General features: G+C 71.8%; 19 protein-coding genes and 3 tRNA genes. 8 read left to right on the forward strand and 14 right to left on the reverse strand.

Going from position 1 to position 17,084, the window contains the following annotated elements; genetic code table 11:
• Positions 1–70: 70 nt before the first annotated feature.
• From panC to hpt, 11 genes are all read right to left on the reverse strand, one after another.
• Complete coding sequence (gene panC, locus MTO99_RS10900) at positions 71–934, reverse strand: pantoate--beta-alanine ligase (RefSeq protein WP_256461009.1); 864 nt, start codon at positions 932–934, stop codon at positions 71–73.
• Positions 931–1,719 carry a DUF2520 domain-containing protein gene (locus MTO99_RS10905; protein ID WP_243553634.1) on the reverse strand — a complete coding sequence of 263 codons (789 nt, stop codon included), beginning with the start codon at positions 1,717–1,719 and terminating at the stop codon, positions 931–933. Before MTO99_RS10905 ends, panC begins: the two co-directional genes overlap by 4 nt.
• The gene (locus MTO99_RS10910) at positions 1,712–3,385 is read right to left on the reverse strand and encodes a PH domain-containing protein (RefSeq protein WP_243553635.1); all 1,674 of its coding nucleotides are present in this window, start codon (positions 3,383–3,385) and stop codon (positions 1,712–1,714) included. Before MTO99_RS10910 ends, MTO99_RS10905 begins: the two co-directional genes overlap by 8 nt.
• A complete protein-coding gene (locus tag MTO99_RS10915; RefSeq protein WP_243553636.1) occupies positions 3,382–3,963 on the reverse strand; it encodes a PH domain-containing protein in 582 nt (193 codons plus the stop codon). Before MTO99_RS10915 ends, MTO99_RS10910 begins: the two co-directional genes overlap by 4 nt.
• Complete coding sequence (locus MTO99_RS10920; RefSeq protein ID WP_243553637.1) at positions 3,956–4,429, reverse strand: DUF3180 domain-containing protein; 474 nt, start codon at positions 4,427–4,429, stop codon at positions 3,956–3,958. Before MTO99_RS10920 ends, MTO99_RS10915 begins: the two co-directional genes overlap by 8 nt.
• Complete coding sequence (gene folK, locus MTO99_RS10925) at positions 4,426–4,920, reverse strand: 2-amino-4-hydroxy-6-hydroxymethyldihydropteridine diphosphokinase (protein ID WP_243553638.1); 495 nt, start codon at positions 4,918–4,920, stop codon at positions 4,426–4,428. Before folK ends, MTO99_RS10920 begins: the two co-directional genes overlap by 4 nt.
• Positions 4,917–5,288 (reverse strand): dihydroneopterin aldolase, encoded by a 372-nt coding sequence (gene folB / locus MTO99_RS10930; protein WP_243553639.1) that lies wholly within the window; start codon positions 5,286–5,288, stop codon positions 4,917–4,919. The genes folK and folB overlap by 4 nt, the downstream gene beginning before the upstream one ends.
• The gene (gene folP, locus MTO99_RS10935; RefSeq protein ID WP_243553640.1) at positions 5,281–6,138 is read right to left on the reverse strand and encodes a dihydropteroate synthase; all 858 of its coding nucleotides are present in this window, start codon (positions 6,136–6,138) and stop codon (positions 5,281–5,283) included. Before folP ends, folB begins: the two co-directional genes overlap by 8 nt.
• Positions 6,131–6,730 carry a GTP cyclohydrolase I gene (gene folE, locus MTO99_RS10940; protein WP_243553641.1) on the reverse strand — a complete coding sequence of 200 codons (600 nt, stop codon included), beginning with the start codon at positions 6,728–6,730 and terminating at the stop codon, positions 6,131–6,133. The genes folP and folE overlap by 8 nt, the downstream gene beginning before the upstream one ends.
• A gap of 8 nt (positions 6,731–6,738) precedes the next feature.
• Positions 6,739–8,757 (reverse strand): ATP-dependent zinc metalloprotease FtsH, encoded by a 2,019-nt coding sequence (ftsH, locus tag MTO99_RS10945; protein ID WP_243553642.1) that lies wholly within the window; start codon positions 8,755–8,757, stop codon positions 6,739–6,741.
• Between the two features lie 222 nt (positions 8,758–8,979).
• The gene (hpt, locus tag MTO99_RS10950) at positions 8,980–9,531 is read right to left on the reverse strand and encodes a hypoxanthine phosphoribosyltransferase (protein WP_243553643.1); all 552 of its coding nucleotides are present in this window, start codon (positions 9,529–9,531) and stop codon (positions 8,980–8,982) included.
• Between the two features lie 179 nt (positions 9,532–9,710).
• Here hpt and MTO99_RS10955 point away from each other — a divergent pair, with 179 nt between their 5' ends.
• Entirely contained in the window at positions 9,711–10,118 is a 408-nt protein-coding gene (locus MTO99_RS10955) for a hypothetical protein (RefSeq protein WP_243553644.1), read from the forward strand.
• Between the two features lie 106 nt (positions 10,119–10,224).
• Complete coding sequence (locus MTO99_RS10960) at positions 10,225–10,569, forward strand: hypothetical protein (RefSeq protein ID WP_243553645.1); 345 nt, start codon at positions 10,225–10,227, stop codon at positions 10,567–10,569.
• Positions 10,570–10,595: 26 nt separating this feature from the next.
• On the opposite strand, the gene tilS is transcribed toward MTO99_RS10960, so the two are convergent.
• Entirely contained in the window at positions 10,596–11,771 is a 1,176-nt protein-coding gene (gene tilS, locus MTO99_RS10965) for a tRNA lysidine(34) synthetase TilS (protein WP_435520750.1), read from the reverse strand.
• Between the two features lie 75 nt (positions 11,772–11,846).
• Between tilS and ppa the strand changes: the two genes are divergently transcribed.
• Positions 11,847–12,341 carry an inorganic diphosphatase gene (gene ppa / locus MTO99_RS10970; protein WP_243553647.1) on the forward strand — a complete coding sequence of 165 codons (495 nt, stop codon included), beginning with the start codon at positions 11,847–11,849 and terminating at the stop codon, positions 12,339–12,341.
• A 102-nt stretch (positions 12,342–12,443) separates the two neighbouring features.
• On the opposite strand, the gene MTO99_RS10975 is transcribed toward ppa, so the two are convergent.
• Together MTO99_RS10975 and MTO99_RS10980 are read right to left on the reverse strand one after the other, a co-directional pair.
• Positions 12,444–13,718 carry a C40 family peptidase gene (locus MTO99_RS10975; RefSeq protein ID WP_243553648.1) on the reverse strand — a complete coding sequence of 425 codons (1,275 nt, stop codon included), beginning with the start codon at positions 13,716–13,718 and terminating at the stop codon, positions 12,444–12,446.
• Positions 13,719–13,803: 85 nt separating this feature from the next.
• Entirely contained in the window at positions 13,804–15,168 is a 1,365-nt protein-coding gene (locus MTO99_RS10980) for a M23 family metallopeptidase (protein ID WP_243553649.1), read from the reverse strand.
• Positions 15,169–15,426: 258 nt separating this feature from the next.
• Between MTO99_RS10980 and MTO99_RS10985 the strand changes: the two genes are divergently transcribed.
• The 5 genes from MTO99_RS10985 (at position 15,427) to MTO99_RS11005 (ending at position 17,080) form a co-directional block, all read left to right on the forward strand.
• A tRNA-Glu gene (locus tag MTO99_RS10985) sits at positions 15,427–15,499 on the forward strand.
• Between the two features lie 38 nt (positions 15,500–15,537).
• Positions 15,538–15,611, forward strand: a tRNA-Asp gene (locus MTO99_RS10990).
• 92 nt (positions 15,612–15,703) lie between these two features.
• Positions 15,704–15,776 (forward strand) — tRNA-Phe (locus tag MTO99_RS10995).
• Between the two features lie 310 nt (positions 15,777–16,086).
• Complete coding sequence (locus MTO99_RS11000) at positions 16,087–16,383, forward strand: hypothetical protein (RefSeq protein ID WP_243553650.1); 297 nt, start codon at positions 16,087–16,089, stop codon at positions 16,381–16,383.
• A gap of 274 nt (positions 16,384–16,657) precedes the next feature.
• On the forward strand, positions 16,658–17,080 hold the full coding sequence (locus tag MTO99_RS11005; protein WP_243553651.1) for a hypothetical protein: 423 nt from the start codon (positions 16,658–16,660) through the stop codon (positions 17,078–17,080).
• Positions 17,081–17,084: the final 4 nt, after the last annotated feature.

Here is a 17,084-nt window from a genome sequence, read left to right on the forward strand (position 1 = left end):
CCCTGAGCGCGCGGGGCATCTCCGAGCGACGGCGCAGGGCGCGCCCGGCGCGCGGGGCGCGCCGGATGCGTCAGCCGAGCCGCACCCGCGCGTTGTCGATGAGCCGGGTCGTGCCCACCCGGGCCGCGACGATCACGATCGCGTCGCCGGTCGCGTCGTCGGCGACGGGCAGGAACGTCTCGGGGTCCACGATCACGAGGTAGTCGGGCTGCAGGTCGTGCGCCCCGAACGCCGCGTCGGCTTCGGCGAGCGCTTCGGCGACGCCGTCGGCGGCGGCGCGCTCCGCTGCGCGCAGCGACTCCGACAGCGCGAGCGCGGCACCGCGGTCATCGCTGGACAGGTACCGGTTGCGGCTCGAGAGGGCGAGCCCGTCGGCCTCGCGCACGGTGGGCACGATCTCGACGCGCAGCGGCAGGTCGAGGTCGCGCACCATGCGCTTCACGAGGAACACCTGCTGCGCGTCCTTCTGGCCGAACACCGCGACGTCGGGCTGGGCGATGTGGAACAGCTTCGACACCACGGTGAGCATGCCGTCGAAATGGCCGGGTCGCGATGCGCCTTCGTAGAGGTCGCCGACCTCGCCCGCCGTGACGCGTGTGGAGACCGGCCCCGTCGGATACATCTCGGCCACGCTCGGCGCGAAGACCAGTTCGACGCCGAGCCCTGCGAGTGCGGCGACGTCGGCATCGAGGGTGCGCGGGTAGCGGTCGAGGTCTTCGCCCTCGCCGAACTGCAGCGGGTTCACGAAGATCGACACCACGACGACGTCGGCGACTTCGCGGGCGCGGCGCACGAGGGCGAGATGGCCGTCGTGCAGGGCGCCCATGGTGGGCACGAGGGCGACGGATGCTCCGCCGGCGCGTCGTTCGGCGAGGATGCCGCGGAGCACGTCGATGGCGTCGACGATGCGCGTGGCGGGTGCGGCCGTGGTCACCGGGTACCTCCTGGCGGCCGATCGGTTCCGGCCTCGTCGATGCTACCCGCCTCGCCTGCGAGCGGCCCGCCGGGCAGCGGCCCGACGTCGGCGAGCGGACCGCCGTCGTGCCGGGCGAGCGCGTTCTCGACGGCGCTGCGCACGAGCGGCGCGAGCACCGCGCCCGCCCGTGCGACCCCGATGCCGTCGAGGATGCCGCTGGCCTGGTCGACGATCGCCGTCGAGAACGAGACCGCCGTCTCGATCGCCTCGGCGTACGCGGGCCGGTCGGTCTCGGCGACCACGAACGGCTCGCCGCCCATCTCGACCACGAGCGCCTGCGCGATGGGCAGCACCGGCGCGGGCGCGGTGACCGCGAACCAGGTGCCGGCGAGTCGAGCCACGTCGATGCTGGTGCCGGTGAAGCTCATCGCGGGATGCACGGCGAGCGGGATCGCCCCCGCACGCCGGGCGGGTTCGAGCACACCCGTGCCGTATCGGGCGGCGGTGTGCAGCACGAGCTGACCCGGTTGCCAGACGCCGGCGGCGGCGAGGCCCGCGACCAGCTCCTCGAGCTCGTCGGCCGGCACCGCGAGCAGCACCAGCTCGCTGCGCTCGACCACGTCGGGCACGGGCAGCACGGGCACCCCGGGCAGCATCGCGTCGGCCCGGTCGCGGCTCTGCTCGGACACCGCGGCGACCCCGGTGACCGCGTGCCCCGCGCCGCCCAGCGCGGCCGCGAGCACCGCACCCACGCGGCCGGCGCCGATCGCCCCGACACCGAGCCGCCCCGCACGCTCAGGCATCGGCGGACCCGCCCTGCGGGATCGGCGCCGTCACGCCCCAGTGGTGCGAGGTGTCGCCGGCCGCGCGCACGATCGCCTCGCCGGCGAGGTGCGCCCACGCCCGCTCGGCCGCCGCCGCATCGAGCACGGGCACCCTCGGGGTGATCGGCCCCATCACGGTGTGCAGCCGGATCGTCGCGAGGCGCAGCATCCGTCGCAGCGGGCCGGTGCTCACCGCGACCGACTGCAGCCGGGCGAGCGGCACCAGCACGAGGCTGCGCGAGAGCACCCCGTGGCGCAGTGCCGCGACGCCCTCGCGCTCGGCCCAGCCGATGCGTCGCCACGAGAACGGGTGCAACCACGCGGCCCGGCGGGGCGCGGGTTCGAAGCCGCCGGCGTCGCCCCGCCCGGTGAGCCCCGCGGGCACGAGCGCATCGAGCGCCCCCGGCTCGCCCGGCAGCATCAGCCCCAGCACCCGGCGCACGTCGTCGGCGGTGCCGACCGGCAGCACGATGGTGCGGGTCTGCGACTCGGCGTTCGCGCTGATCGACTGGCCGGCGAGGTTGACCCGCACGCTCCACCAGCCGAACGGCCGCCAGAGGATCCACTGCTTCGCCTCGATCGCGTGCACCCGCCCCGGCGGGATCGTGCGGTTCGCGGTCGACAACAGCCCGTGCCCGATGCGCACGCCGTCGGGCGTGCCCGCGATCGAGTACCGCAGCGACTTCGTGATCTGCGACCACGCGTAGCTGGCGAGGCCGATCACGCCCGGCACGACCGAGAACCAGATCCAGAACCAGCCGTTGATCGTCCCCGCGACGATGAGCCCGATCAGCGCGAGCAGCCAGACCGTCCAGCCGCTCAGCAGGGTCGAGCCGATCACCCGGCCGATCGGCAGGTGCACGACCGACTCGGGCGGGGCGAGGTCGGGGTCGAGCTCGGGGGCGAGGAACTCGTCGACGCGGCGGGTGAGCAGGTCGGCCGTGCGCGAGCGGGTGGATGCGTCGCCGCCCGCGAGGGCCGCGGCATCCGTCGTGGCATCCGCACCGACCGCCGTGCCGGGCGCGCCCGCTGCCGCCGCCCGCGCCGCGCGCGCGCCCGACGAGAGCCGCAGGATGTCGGCGCGCAGGCCGTCGGCGAGGGTCGAGCCGAGGTAGGCGAGCTGCACGTTGCCCGACTGCCCCGCGACCGACACGTCGAGCTTCGCCGCGCCGAACAGGCGCGCGAAGAACGGCCGGGTCACGTTGATGCCCTGGATGCGGTCGAGCCTCGCGCTGCGATGCGACCGGAACAGGATGCCGCTGCGCACCTCGACCGCCTCGTCGGTGATGCGGAACGAATGGAACCGCCACGACAGCCAGAACCCGGCGATGATGGCGACCAGCACCACCGCGAGCCCCAGCAGCGCCCAGCCGAGCCACCCGTGCGAGACGATGCCGCCGATCGGGTCGTTCGCCCAGTCGTTGCGCCAGTCGCCGAAGCCGGTGTCGAATGCGTCATCGGCGTCGGGCGAGAACACCGGGATGAGGAATTCGGCGAGCCGCTCGCGGAGGTTGGCGATCACGATGCCGAGCACCGCGAGGAACGCGAGTCCGCCGCGCAGCAGCGGGCTCGCGGGGTGCAGCCGGTGCCACTCGCCGTCGGCGAGGCCGGTCGACGTGCGTGCTGCGCCGGGCTCGCCGGTCACAGCCCCGCCCGGCGCGACTCGGCGAGCTCGACGAGGCGGTCGCGCAGCCGGTCGGCTTCTTCGGCCGGCAGCCCCGGCACGGTGACCGCGGTCGCCGCCGCCGCGGTCACGAACTTCAGGTCGGCAAGTCCGAGCGCGCGTGCGATCGGCCCGCGGGTGATGTCGACGAGCTGCATGCGGCCGTACGGCACGGCGACCTGCCGGTTGAACATGATGCCGCGGCGGAACAGCAGGTCGTCCTCGCGCAGCCGGTAGCCGATCGAACGCACGCGCCGCGGTTCGAAGGCGATGGCCACGAGCGCCACGACCGCGAGCGCGACGGCGGCCCAGAGCCCCCACGCCCAGCCGAGCACGTTCCACGCGACGAGCAGCGCGGCGACCGCGACGACGGTGCCGATCAGCGAGCCGATCACCTCGACGACGACGTACTTCGGCGAGACGCGTCGCCAGTCGGCGTCGACGTGATCGAGCGGGGGCACGGCATGATCGAGCGGGGACACGGCGCCGGGCCCGGCGGACGCGTCGAAGGCCGGTTCGGATGCCTCGGGCTCGAGGTCGGGCTCGGGCGCATCAGGCATTCGCGTGGCTCTCCTTCTGGGCTTCGGGATCGTCGGGCGGCAGGGTGCAGCACCACTCGGCGACCAGGCCCCCGGCCAACAGCAGCGCGGCGCCCACCGCCGTGGCGACCGCGAGCCACACGTTGCCGAGACCCGGCACCACGGCCCGGGTGAGCAGGAACAGCGCGATGCCGCCGGCCAAGCCGAACACCAGGGCGCCGCTCACGCTCGACGCCTTGGCGAGGGCCGCCACCCGGGTCGCGTGGAACGGGTCGATGCGTCGCTTCGACGTGCCCTTCACCGCCCGCCGGATCGGCCAGGCGACCAGCACGACGATGACGCCGATGCCGGCGAGGGTGACCGCGAGCGAGATGGGCGGCACGAGCGCCGGCCGACCGGCCGACACGATGGCGAGGTCGAGCAGGTAGCCCACGACGAGCCCGCCGAGGGCGAACGCCACGAGGGTCGAGGGATGGGTGCGCTTCATCGACGCACCACCTCGTCGTCGGCCTGCGCACGCAACGCGGCGATCGGCCCGTGCCCGACGAGCACCGCGTCGGGGTCGACGTCGAGCCACGGCTGCAGCACGAACGCCCGCTGCCAGGCCCGGGGGTGCGGCAGGGTGAGGCGTTCGTCGTCGACCTCGAGCCCGTCGACGTCGATCAGGTCGAGGTCGAGGGTGCGGTCGCCCCACCGTTCGGCGTCGGGCCGGCGGTCGCGCCCGTGCGCGAGCTCGATCTCGCCGAGCCGGTCGAGCAGCGCGTGCGGCGTGAGCTCGACCTCGAGCACCACCACGCCGTTCAGGTAGCCGGGGGCGTCGCGGTCGACGCCGTCGAGCTTGATCGCGGCCGACTCGTACACGGGCGACACGGCGACCAGCCGGACGCCCGGGGTGTCGGCGAGCTCGCGCACCGCGCCGTCGATCGTCGCCTCGCGGTCGCCCAGGTTCGCGCCGTACGCCACCACCGCGCGGCTCATGCCCGACCTCGCACGACCGTGACCGAGACATCCGCGAACGGAACGTCGATGGGCGCACCCGGCTTGTGCACCGTCACCTCGACCTGCTCGACCGCCTCGTGCGCGAGCACGACGGCGGCGACCCGCTCGGCGACCGTCTCGATGAGGTCGACGGGATCGCGCTCGACCGCGGCGACCACCTCTTCGGCGAGCACGCCGTAGTGCACCGTCTTCGCGAGCGCGTCGCCGGCGGCCGCGGGCGCGAGATCGACGTGGGCGACCACGTCGACGACGAACTCCTGCCCGTCGCGCCGCTCGAAGTCGAACACGCCGTGGTGGGCGTGCACGCGCAGCCCCGTGAGGGTGATGCGATCGCGCAGGTCAGCCACGTCGACCACTCTGCCATGCACCGAGGACGTCGAGGGCCCGCCGGGTGGCCACCACGTCGTGCACGCGCACCGCCCATGCGCCCTGCTGCGCGGCGAGGACGCTCACCACCGCGGTGGGCAGGTCGCGCTCGTCGACGGATGCCTCGTCGGGCAGCAGTGCGCCGAGGAACCGTTTGCGCGACGCGCCGACGAGCACCGGGAACCCGAGCGCCTGCAGTTCGTCGAGCCGGCCGAGCAGCTGCCAGTTCTGGTCGCCGCGCTTGGCGAACCCGAGGCCCGGGTCGAGCACGATGTGCTCGGGAGCGACGCCCGCCGCGACCAGCGCGTCGACCCGCGACGCCAGTTCGTCGCGCACCTCGCCGGCGACGTCGTCGTACTCGGCGAGCCGGTCCATGCGATCGGAGTGCCCGCGCCAGTGCATGGCGACGTAGTGCACGCCCGACGCGGCCGCGATCTCGGCCATCGCGTCGTCGGCCAGGCCGGCCGACACGTCGTTGATGAGCCAGGCGCCCGCGTCGACGGCGGCCTCGGCCGTCGCGGCGCGCATGGTGTCGACGCTCACCCGGATGCCCCGCCCCGCGAGTTCGCGGATGACGGGCACCACTCGGCGCAGCTCCTCGGCGGGGTCGACGCGGGCCGCGCCGGGTCGAGTCGACTCGCCGCCGACGTCGACGAGGTCGGCGCCCTGCTCGACGAGCTCGAGCCCGTGCACGATCGCCTGATCGGTGTCGAACCACCGGCCGCCGTCGCTGAACGAGTCGGGCGTGACGTTCACCACGCCCATCACGAGCGTCGCCGCGCCGCCCGCCGCCGGGGCGGGCGCCGAAGCATCCGCCGCCGGCTCACGCATCGGCACCGCCTGCGCCGATGAGCGCGATGATCTCGGCCCGCGCGACCGGCTCCGACAGGGCGCCGCGGCTCGCGATCGTGACCGTCGAGCTGTGCTGCTGCCGTGCGCCGCGGGTCGTGACGCAGCGGTGCTGGGCGTCGAGCACGACGAGCACCCCCCGCGCACCGAGCCCGGCCTGCAGGGTGTCGGCGATCTCCTCCGTGAGCCGCTCCTGCAGCTGCGGGCGGCGAGCGAGGGTGTCGACGACGGCCGGGATGCGGCCCAGCCCCACGACCCGGTCGCCGGGCAGGTACGCGACGTGCGCGCGCCCCACGAACGGCAGCAGGTGGTGCTCGCACACCGAGCGGAAGTCGAGGTCGCGCAGCACGACCGCCTCACCGGTCGCCGCGGCACCGCCGTCGTTCTCGCCGACCGGCACGCTCTCGGCGAGATGGGTCAGCGGGTCGATCGCCAGTCCGCCGAAGAAGTCGGCGTAGGCCTCGGCGACGCGCTCGGGCGTGCGCTCGAGCCCCGGGCGATCGGGGTCCTCGCCGATCGCGAGCAGGATCTCGCGCACGGCACGTGCGATGCGCTCGGTATCGACGTCGGCCATGCCATCCGTCACGCCGTCGCGGGTCGCGGCTTCTGCCGCGGCGCGCGAGCCGGCGCCTTCTCGTCGGTCGGAGTGTCGCCCGAGTCGACGCCGCCGTCGACCATGCCCTCGTCGATCGGCAGCTTCTGGTGCGGGAACGTGATCGGCGGGATGTCGCTGACCGGTCGCTTGTCGCTCGAGAGCCACAGCGGCCGCTCGGGGAGCTTGCGCACGTCGGTGAAGATCTCGGCGATCTGGTTGTGGTCGAGGGTCTCCTGTTCGAGGAGCTCGGCGGCCAGCTTGTCGAGGATGTCGCGGTTGTCGTTCAGCACCTGCCACGCCTCGTCGTGCGCCTGCTCGATGAGCGCGCGCACCTCGGCGTCGACCTTCATCGCGATCTCTTCCGAGTAGTCGCGCTGGTGGCCCATGTCGCGGCCGAGGAACACCTCGCCCTGCGACTGACCGAGCTTGACCGCGCCGACGTTCGCGCTCATGCCGTACTCGGTGACCATCTTGCGGGCCGTGGCAGTGGCCTTCTCGATGTCGTTCGACGCGCCGGTCGACGGGTCGTGGAACACGATCTCCTCCGCCACGCGCCCGCCCATCGCGTAGGTGAGCTGGTCGAGCAGTTCGTTGCGGGTGACCGAGTACTTGTCTTCGAGCGGCAGCACCATGGTGTAGCCGAGGGCCCGACCGCGCGGCAGGATCGTGATCTTGGTCACCGGGTCGGTGTAGTTCATCGCCGCCGCCGCGAGCGCGTGACCGCCCTCGTGGTACGCGGTGATGAGCTTCTCCTTGTCTTTCATTACGCGGGTCCGCCGCTGCGGGCCCGCGATCACGCGATCGACGGCCTCGTCGAGGGCGCGGTTGTCGATGAGCTGCGCGTTCGAGCGGGCGGTGAGCAGCGCGGCCTCGTTGAGCACGTTCGCCAGGTCGGCGCCGGTGAAGCCGGGCGTCTTGCGTGCGAGCACCTCGAGGTCGACGCCCTTCGCGAGCGGCTTGCCCTTGGCGTGCACCTCGAGGATCCGCTGGCGGCCGCGCAGGTCGGGCGCGTCGACGCCGATCTGCCGGTCGAAGCGGCCCGGGCGCAGCAGCGCCGGGTCGAGGATGTCGGGGCGGTTCGTCGCCGCGATGAGGATGACGTTCGTCTTCGGGTCGAAGCCGTCCATCTCGACGAGCAGCTGGTTCAGGGTCTGCTCGCGCTCGTCGTGCCCGCCGCCGAGGCCGGCGCCGCGGTGACGGCCGACCGCGTCGATCTCGTCGACGAAGATGATGGCCGGCGCGTTCTGCTTGGCCTGGTCGAACAGGTCGCGCACGCGGGATGCGCCGACGCCGACGAACATCTCGACGAAGTCGGAGCCCGAGATGGAGTAGAACGGCACGCCCGCCTCACCCGCGACCGCGCGGGCGAGCAGGGTCTTGCCCGTGCCGGGAGGGCCGTACAGCAGCACGCCCTTCGGGATGCGGGCGCCCACGGCCTGGAACTTGGCCGGGTCCTTCAGGAAGTCCTTGATCTCGTGCAGTTCTTCGATCGCCTCGTCGGCACCGGCGACGTCGTCGAAGGTGACCTTCGGGCTCTCCTTCGAGACGAGCTTCGCGCGCGACTTGCCGAACTGCATCACCCGGTTGCCGCCGCCCTGCATGCCCGAGAGCATGATCCAGAAGAAGAGGCCGATGAGCACGAGCGGCAGCAGGATGCCGAGCATCGAGAGGAACCAGTTCGGCTGCGGCACCTCGTCGTTGAACCCGTCGCTGGGCTTCGCGGCGTCGACCGCTGCGACGACGTCGGCGCCGCGCGGCGTGACGTAGTAGAACTGCACCTGCTTGCCGAACTCGTCGTCGGATTCCTTCAGCGTGAGGTCGACCCGGTTCTCGCCGTCGACGATCTTGACGGCGGCGACCTTGCCGTCGTCGAGGAACTCGAGGCCCTGCTGGGTGGAGACCTGCTTGAATCCAGACGCGGTGATGAGGCTGGAGCCGATCCACACCGCGACGATCGCGAGCAGGATGTAGATGATCGGCCCGCGCAGGATCTTCTTCATGTTCATGATCTTGCAAGGCTACCGGTGCGCTGCTCGACGCTGCCCGAGTGTTCGCTGTGGGCTGTGCCCGTCGAAGCGCGCTGAGCCTGTCGAAGCGCGCTGAGCCCGTCGAAGCTCGCCCGTCGAAGCTCGCTGAGCCCGTCGAAGCGAACGAGGAAGCGAACCCAGCTCCCTTCGACAAGCTCAGGGAGCTCAGGGAGCTCAGGGAGCTCAGGGAGCTCAGGGAGCTCAGCTGTAGACGTGCGGCGCGAGGATCGCGACATCCCGCAGGTTGCGATACCGCTCGGCGTAGTCGAGCCCGTACCCCACGACGAACTGGTTCGGGATGTCGAACCCGACGTACTTCACATCCACTTCGACCTTGGCCGCGTCGGGCTTGCGGAACAGCGCGCAGATCTCGACCGAGGCGGCGCCGCGCGACTCGAGGTTCTCGCGCAGCCAGCTGAGCGTGAGACCCGAGTCGATGATGTCCTCGACGATGAGGACGTTGCGCCCGGTGAGGTCGGTGTCGAGGTCCTTCAGGATCTTCACGACACCGCTCGACTTCGTGCCCGCACCGTAGCTGGACACCGCCATCCAGTCCATCTCGAGGTGGCGCGTGAGCGCCCGCGCCAGGTCGGCCATCACCATGACGGCGCCGCGCAGCACCCCGACGAGCAGCACGTCGCGCCCGTCGTAGTCCGCTTCGATGCGCCGCGCGAGCTCGTCGAGCTTCGCCCGGATCTCGGCTTCGGTGACGAGGACCTCGGTGAGGTCGCCGTCGATGTCGCTGGCCTGCATGCGCTGCTCCTCGGGGTGTCGGTCGACGGGCGAACGGATGCCACGAGCCTACGCCGCCCGCAGCATCCGATCTCGGTGCTGCCCCTGATCCGATGCCCTCGCTATCCGGAGGACGCTGTCCGCACAGGTGCTCCCGCACCCGGCACATCCCTCCCACCGACACGCAGAAGGAGCACGACATGCGCATTCCCGACATCCCCATCCAGCATCTCGAGATCGATCCGAAGGTCTTCGACGGCCTGCCCGACATCACGGCGCTGCTGTACGGCGAGCCGATCCTGATCGCGAGCGACACCGCCGCCGAGCCGGCGATCACGGCGGTCAACCGCGCGAAGGCGCCCGATATCGGCGTCGCGATCCGCGCGAAGGGCGCGGTGCTCGTCGACGGCCCGCTCATCGTCGACGGAACCGTCACCGCCCTGCAACTCGGCGGCCAGGCCGCCGCCGAACTCGACGGTCTGCACGCCGACATCGCGGCCGCGCGCTCGGAACTCGCCGCGCTGCGCTCGGAGCTCGACTCGGTGAAGCGGTTCCTGCGCGACACGTCGCAGCGCTACGGGGCGCACACTTCGGGGTACTTCGTCTGAGCCCGATCTCGGTGCTGTCCCTGATCCGCCGGCCGCGGCATCCGGAGGACGCTGTCCGCACGGGCGAAGGACGCCCGGCGCACCCCGCGCGAAGAAGGAGTGGATCATGTCGGACCCCGTCCCGGTCGACCGCCGCAAGAAGCTGCCGAACCTCGAGCTCAGCGACGACGCCCGCCTCGACCAGTTGGAGCGCTACCTCGACGACCTCAGGCGACTGCACGAGCTGCGCGACTGGGCGACCACGACCGGTCGGACGGTCGCGGATCACGACGACCGCCTGAACGAGCTGACGACCAGACTCGACGAGCTCGTCGCGAAGGTCGACCACGTGGCGTGGGAGCTCCTCGCGGTGAAACGGGTCATCCTGGGGGGTCAGCTGCACAGCGCGGCGAGCTTCTTCGACCCGAACGATCCGATCCCGCCGGCGGACGCCTTCAACCACGACGCCTGACCGGCACCGTCCCGCCCCGCGTCACCTCAGTGATCGTGGGGCAGGACCTCGGTCGACCCGGTCGTCGAGAACACGACGTGCGCTCCCGCCCGAGTTGCGCGGACGCCGGCCGGCAGATCGATCGGCCCCTGGCCGTGCCAGTCGGTCACGAGCCGGGCCACCTCGAGGGTCTGGGTGCGGCTGAGCGCGACCCCGAACTCGCTGCGCACCACGTGACGGATCACCCGCTGGCGGATCGCCGCCGGATTCGCGGCGAGCCATCCGCTCGAGACCGCGATGCCCGCCTCGGCGGGCTCGCAGACCTCCTCGATGAACTCCTCGATCTGGTCGCGGAACGCCTCGTCGTCCTCGCGGAGCTGCTCGGCCGTGCGTGCGAGCGCTTCGGCGACGCCGGGGCCGAGCTCGGCCTCGAGCACCGGCAGCACGCGGTCGCGCACGCGCACGCGCGCGTACGCGGCATCCGTATTGTGCGGATCGTCCCAGGGCTCCAGGCCCGCGTCCTCGCAGGCCCGCCGGGTGGTCGCGCGCCGGATGCCGAGCAGCGGCCGCGCGTACCGGCCGCTCGCGGGCGCCATGCCCGCGAGGCTCGTCGTGCCCGACCCGCGGGCGAGGCCGAGCAGCACCGTCTCGGCCTGGTCGTCGAGCGTGTGGCCGAGCAGCACGAGGGCCGCGCCCGTTTCGTCGGCAGCCGCATCGAGGGCGGCGTAGCGGGCGGCGCGGGCGGATGCCTCGGGCCCGCCGCCGTCCGCCGCATCGACGTCGACGCGGCGCACGAGCACGGGATCGAGCCCCAGTTCGCGCGCCTGTGCGGCGGCCCGCGCCGCGACCTCGGCCGAGGCATCCTGCAGTCCGTGGTCGACGATCACCGCACCGGCCCGCCATCCGGCCCGCGGCGCCTCGAAAGCCGTGGCCGCCGCGAGCGCGAGCGAGTCCGCCCCGCCCGACAGCGCGACGAGCGCGAGCGGCGCGTCGGACGCGGGCGCCGCCGCCGCACCGGTGCGCGACGGAGGAGTCTCGGGCGACACGCCGGGTGCCACCCCCGCGGGTTCGGCGTGTCGGCGCGAATCTCCTACGCCGTGACCCGCGGGCAGGTGGAGGGCGGCCCGAACGGCGCGACGAGTGTCGGCGATCGGCGGCGTCAAGCGCGGGCGGCGTGGGCCCGCGGCATCCGCGCGCTGCTCGGAAGGCTGGTCGGAAGGCATCGGGGTAACCTTATTCCGCCGATCGCGCGCCCTCAGGGTGGCCCGGCGAGACTTCCACCTGACAGGAGAACCCACATGGGCGACTACAACGCCGTCATCGAGATCCCCAAGGGGAGCCGCAACAAGTACGAGGTCGATCACGAGACCGGCCGCGTGTTCCTCGACCGCGTGCTCTACACGACCTTCGTGTACCCGACCGACTACGGCTTCTTCGAGCACACCCTCGGCGACGACGGCGACCCGCTGGACGTGCTCGTGCTGCTCGACTACCCGCTCTTCCCGGGCGTGGGCGTGAAGGTGCGCCCGGTCGGCGTGTTCCACATGACCGACGACGGCGGCGGCGACGCGAAGGTCATCGCGGTGCTCGCCGGCGACCCCCGGTGGAACCACATCCAGGACGTGAACGACATCCCCGAGTACACCCGCAAGGAGATCGAGCACTTCTTCGAGCACTACAAGGACCTCGAGCCCGGCAAGTGGGTCAAGACCGAGGGCTGGGCCGACGCCGCCGAGGCCGAGCGCCTGATCCAGAAGGCGATCGAGGCGTACGTGCCGCCCGCCGGTCACTGAGCCGCAGGCGCTTCACGTTCGAGGCACCGTGTTCAGACGGAGGCACCGCAGGTGGTGCCGCCGACTGAACACGGTGCCTTTCGCGTTGCAGGGGACGGCGCGTCAGGCCGCGGGGCGGGCGGCCGCCGCGGGTGAGCCCCAGATGAAGTACTCGCGCACCGGCACGCCCTCGCGCGGCGCCTCGATGATGCGCCCGCCGCCGAGGTAGATCGCGACGTGGTAGTAGGCGCCGCCTCCGCCCCAGAACAGCAGGTCGCCGCGCTGGATCTGCCCGAGCGGCACCGCCTTGCCCTGCGCCGCCAGCGTTCGGTACTGCGCGGTCGCGCTGTGCGGCCCGATCCAGATGCCGGCCGACCCGTACGCCTGCATCGTGAGCCCCGAGCAGTCCCACACGTTCGGCCCGGCCCCGCCGAGCAGGTAGGGCTCGCCGAGCTGCGCGCTCGCGTACGCGATCGCCGCCTCCACGGCCGATCCGTTCGGCGGTGCGGGAGCGGGGTCGGGCGCAGGGGCGGGGCCGGATGCTCCGCCTCCCGCCGGCGGATTCGCCGCCTGCTCGGCAGCAGCAGCGGCGGCGGCAGCCGCGGCAGCAGCCTCGGCCTGCTCACGCGCGACGCCCTCGGCCCGCTGCCGCTCGAGCTCGGCGGTGGTGTCCTTCAGCGACGCGAGCTGCGCGTACAGCTCGGTCGAACGACGCTCGGCCTCCACCACGGCGGCGGTCGCGGCATCCGCTGCGGCCTTCGCCTCGGCCGCCCGCTGCTCGGCCGCTGCGGCGAGTCGCTTGCGCTCGGCCGCGGCCCGGTCGGCCTGTCTGCGCAGCGCCTCGGCGCTGTTCCGGTCGGCAGCCGCCTGCTCCGAGATGCTCTGCGACCGCGACCCGAGCTGCGCCGCCATGCCGAGCTGCTGCAACAACCCGTCGGGGTCGCCCGAGAACGCCAGCTCGGCGGCGAGATCGGTACCCGCCGAGCGGGCGAGGTGCGCGGCGAGCAACCCCGCCCGCATCCGCGAGATCTCGGCGACCGCCTCGGCCTCCCCCGCGCGCTTGGCCAGCGTGCGCTCACGCTCGACCTGCGCGTCGCGGGCGATCACCGCATTGCGCCACGCCTCGTCGGCGATTTGCGAGGCCTGCACCGCGGCATCCGCCCGTTGCGCCAGCGCGGCCAGCAACTCGCCCAGCCGGGCGATCTCGGCCTGCTTGGTCTGCTCGTTCTGCTTGGCCTGCTCGATGTCGGCCCACGACGGGTAGTCGTCGGCCGCCGCCGGCCCGGCACCGCCGACCACCGCGACCGACGCGCTCACCGCGCCGATCGCGACGGTCGAGAACACCGTCGCCGGCTTCACCCGCGACACGGGTCTGGTGCGGTTGTGCGATTCGGTCATCGCCGATTCCCCCTTCCGGCGAACGGATGCTCGGAGCATCCGTGATGGAACGTGCGCGTCGTCGCCTGGTTGCGAGGACCCCGCCTCAGAAGTTGATGCCCCGATCGGCCATGAATGTGATCGGGTTGATGCGGCCGCCGCCGGCCCACACCTCGAAGTGCAGATGGCATGCCGTCGAGACGCCCGTCGTGCCCGTCCACGCGATCTGCTGGCCTGCGTCGACCCACTGCCCCGTCCCGACGAGCGTGCCCCCGGGGCGGATGTGCGCGTAGCCCGTCCAGATGCCGCCGCCGTGGTCGACCTGCACGTAGTTGCCGTAGGTGCCCGACCAGCCCGCGAGGCGAACGATGCCGCTGTTCGCCGCGTAGATCGGGGCGTCGCAGCCGGTGCCCAGATCGACGGCGTAGTGGAAGGTGTTGGAGCATCCGCCGCCCGTGCAGATCGCGCCGCGCGCGCCGTACCCACCCGTGATGCGCCCCGATGCGGGCCGAGCCCACCCCGACGGCATGACCGCGCCGGGGCTGCCCGAGCGCATCGCCTCCTCCATGCGGCGGCGCTCCTCCTCCTTGCGGATGCGCTCGCCCTCCTCGTAGGCGGCGGTCGTCTTCGCCTCCGTGTCCTGGAGGAACTTCAGCTGCTGGTCGAGCTCGATCTTCTTCTGCTGCGACTCCGCGAGCGCGGCCTCGGCGGCGGCCTGAGCCTCGAGTGCGGCCTGCAACGCCTGCTCGGCGGCGATGCGCAGCTTCTCGCGCTCGCCGCGCGCGACCTCGGCCTGGGCGCCGAGCGAGCGCGCGGTGTTCGACTTCTCCTGCGCCCGGCGGTAGACCGTCGAGGTGCGCTCGACCATCTTGTCCATGCTGCCGAGCCGGCTGAGCAGCGCGTCGGTCGCCTTCGCGTCGCCCTGGTCGAGCACCAGGTTCATCGTCAGGTCGTTGCCGCCGGTGCGGTAGAGCTGCGCCGCGACCTGTCCGGCATTGCGCTTGGCCGCGTCGGCCTCGGCGGCCGATGCGTCCGCCTGCGCCTGGATCTCGTCGGCCCGGCGCGCCGCGTCGTCGAACTTCTGCTGCGCCGCGATCAGCTCGTCGGTGCGGCGTTCGGCCTCCGCGCGCGTCGCGGCGACGTTCTGCTCGAGCTGCACGAGCAGCGCCTTGATCTGGTCGACGGCCGCCGCCGCGGCCGCGGTGTTCGCCTTCGCGGCCTGCAGTTCGTCCCAGGTCGGGTAGGTCGCCGCGTGCGCCGCGGGCGCGACCGGCTGGAGGACCGGCAGGGTGAGCGCGAGCGCGGCGATCGCGACGGCAGCGAGAGCGCGACGGGCGCGCAGGGTTCGGATGCCGCGGGGCCGGTGTTCGCCGTCGGGCCGCCGGTGTTCACCGTCGGAGCGTGCCGCGTCGGGCCGTGCCGCGTCGGGCCGCGCGTGGGCGCGCGGCCGGTTCAGAGCGGTTCGGTCCATGGTTCCCCGTCCACGCGGAAGTCCCCCGCGCCTCGTCTCGTTGCAGGCGTTCGCTGCCCACCCTAGGCACGCGTTCGGTGTGATCCGGGCATTCGCGTCGCGCGTGGCGCGAACGCCGGACGGGGCTCTTGCATGGAACGTCAGCGGCGTCGGCGGGCGGAAATCCGCGGGTCGAGGCATCCGTTCGCCCTCGTTTTGGAATCTCGTCTCGTTACCCGTATGCTTTTCTCTCGGTGGTTCTGCCAGGCAAGAACCTCCGGCCCCATCGTTTAGCGGCCTAGGACACCGCCCTTTCACGGCGGCAGCACGGGTTCGAATCCCGTTGGGGTCACGCCGAACGGTGAGTACAATTGAATAGCTTCTTTACGAGGCCCTGTGGCGCAGTTGGTTAGCGTGCCGCCCTGTCACGGCGGAGGTCGCGGGTTCAAGTCCCGTCAGGGTCGCTCAGGCGACAAGCCCTTTCCCTTGGTTGAGAGAAGGGGCTTTCTCCTTATCGAGGCATCTTCTCGTGCAGTTCTGCGAAGCGGATGCCCCGGGCTCTGTAGCTCAGTTGGTAGAGCGTTCGACTGAAAATCGAAAGGTCACCGGATCGATGCCGGTCGGAGCCACAGTCAAAACCCCCGGTTTACCGGGGGTTTTCTCGTTCTACCAGCTTCGGAACGCGACCGCGCCGATCGTGGTCTCGCACGCACGGCCGCTCAGTCGCGGGAAGCGCTCTGCGGTCTTTCGGTATCCTCCGACCTGCGGCGCAGGTTGACGCTTCCAGAGCCCCCCTTCTTCGAAGGGAACCCACGCACACGGACCTCGCCCCCGACGGGACTGAGCTGTGGATGACTGGAACGGATACCTCCGCCGACAACACCACGAAAACCCGTCGCAGATTGAATCACCGAGTCTGCCAGCGACTAGGTTCGAGCCGTGAATACGCCGAACGATCTGAGGATTGAAGTCAACGAGCTCCGCCGGATCGCGACGCGACTTTTCGACGCTCTCGAAGAGTCGGAAGGCGATGCGGTCGACTTAGCAGCGGACTACTTCTACTCCGTTCCGATCCCGGAGTTGTACGACGTGTCAGGTGACGTGCCACAACTCACGATCGGCCAGCTAACCGAATCCTGGTCGAACCTTCGAACCGCCAACGACTCATCGATCCCGTGGGAGTTCGTTTGGTTCGGCGATGTCCTGAAAGCGATCGGCCATCGATTCTCGGTGTGATTCGTCTACGTGCGGATGGGCCAGGACGGCACACCCAGGCCGCTGCTTGTAGCGCAGAGATCCTGCATGGGTGAGCACGTTCCGCGGTTGCGCGCCAGCCTTTGCACTTCCGGGCTCGGCTGGATGGACACGGGAACCTGTCCTGCGCCGGCCCGACTCCAACGGGCTGCCACGCTTCACAAGGTTGTTGCCCGACGGACAGGGCGGGACTTCGGCGACGCGTTGTCAGCCTAACGAGAACGGACGGCCTTGGCAGGTGGGGCGGGCGGTGTGGATGAAGGAGGCGGTCGCCGGCGCCCGGCAGCATACGGTGCGGCTCCCGGCCGAATACGTCGCGGAGCACACCCATCTCGCCTACGCGTCGACCGCTTACGGAACGCAGGGCGCGACGGCATCCGCGGCGCATACGGTGATCACCGACTCGATGGCTGCGGCGAGCCTGTACGTGGGGATGACGCGTGGACGGAACGCCAACCGCCTGCACCTGGTCGCGGCCGACCTGGACGACGCGCGCGAGCAATTCGTGCTCGCGATGGAGCGCGACCGCGCCGATCGTGGGCTCGACAGCGCTGCGACGGCCGCACGCGAGTCCGTGCGAGGTCTCGTCCCGAGCGCATATCAAACGCGGAACCCTTGCCCTGCTCCGTTTGAACCTGATAGGCGCCGAGAACAGCAAGCGCCAGACCTCCGCCTCTGAACAC

Source organism: Agromyces larvae, assembly GCF_022811705.1.
Classification (GTDB): Bacteria; Actinomycetota; Actinomycetes; order Actinomycetales; family Microbacteriaceae; genus Agromyces; species Agromyces larvae.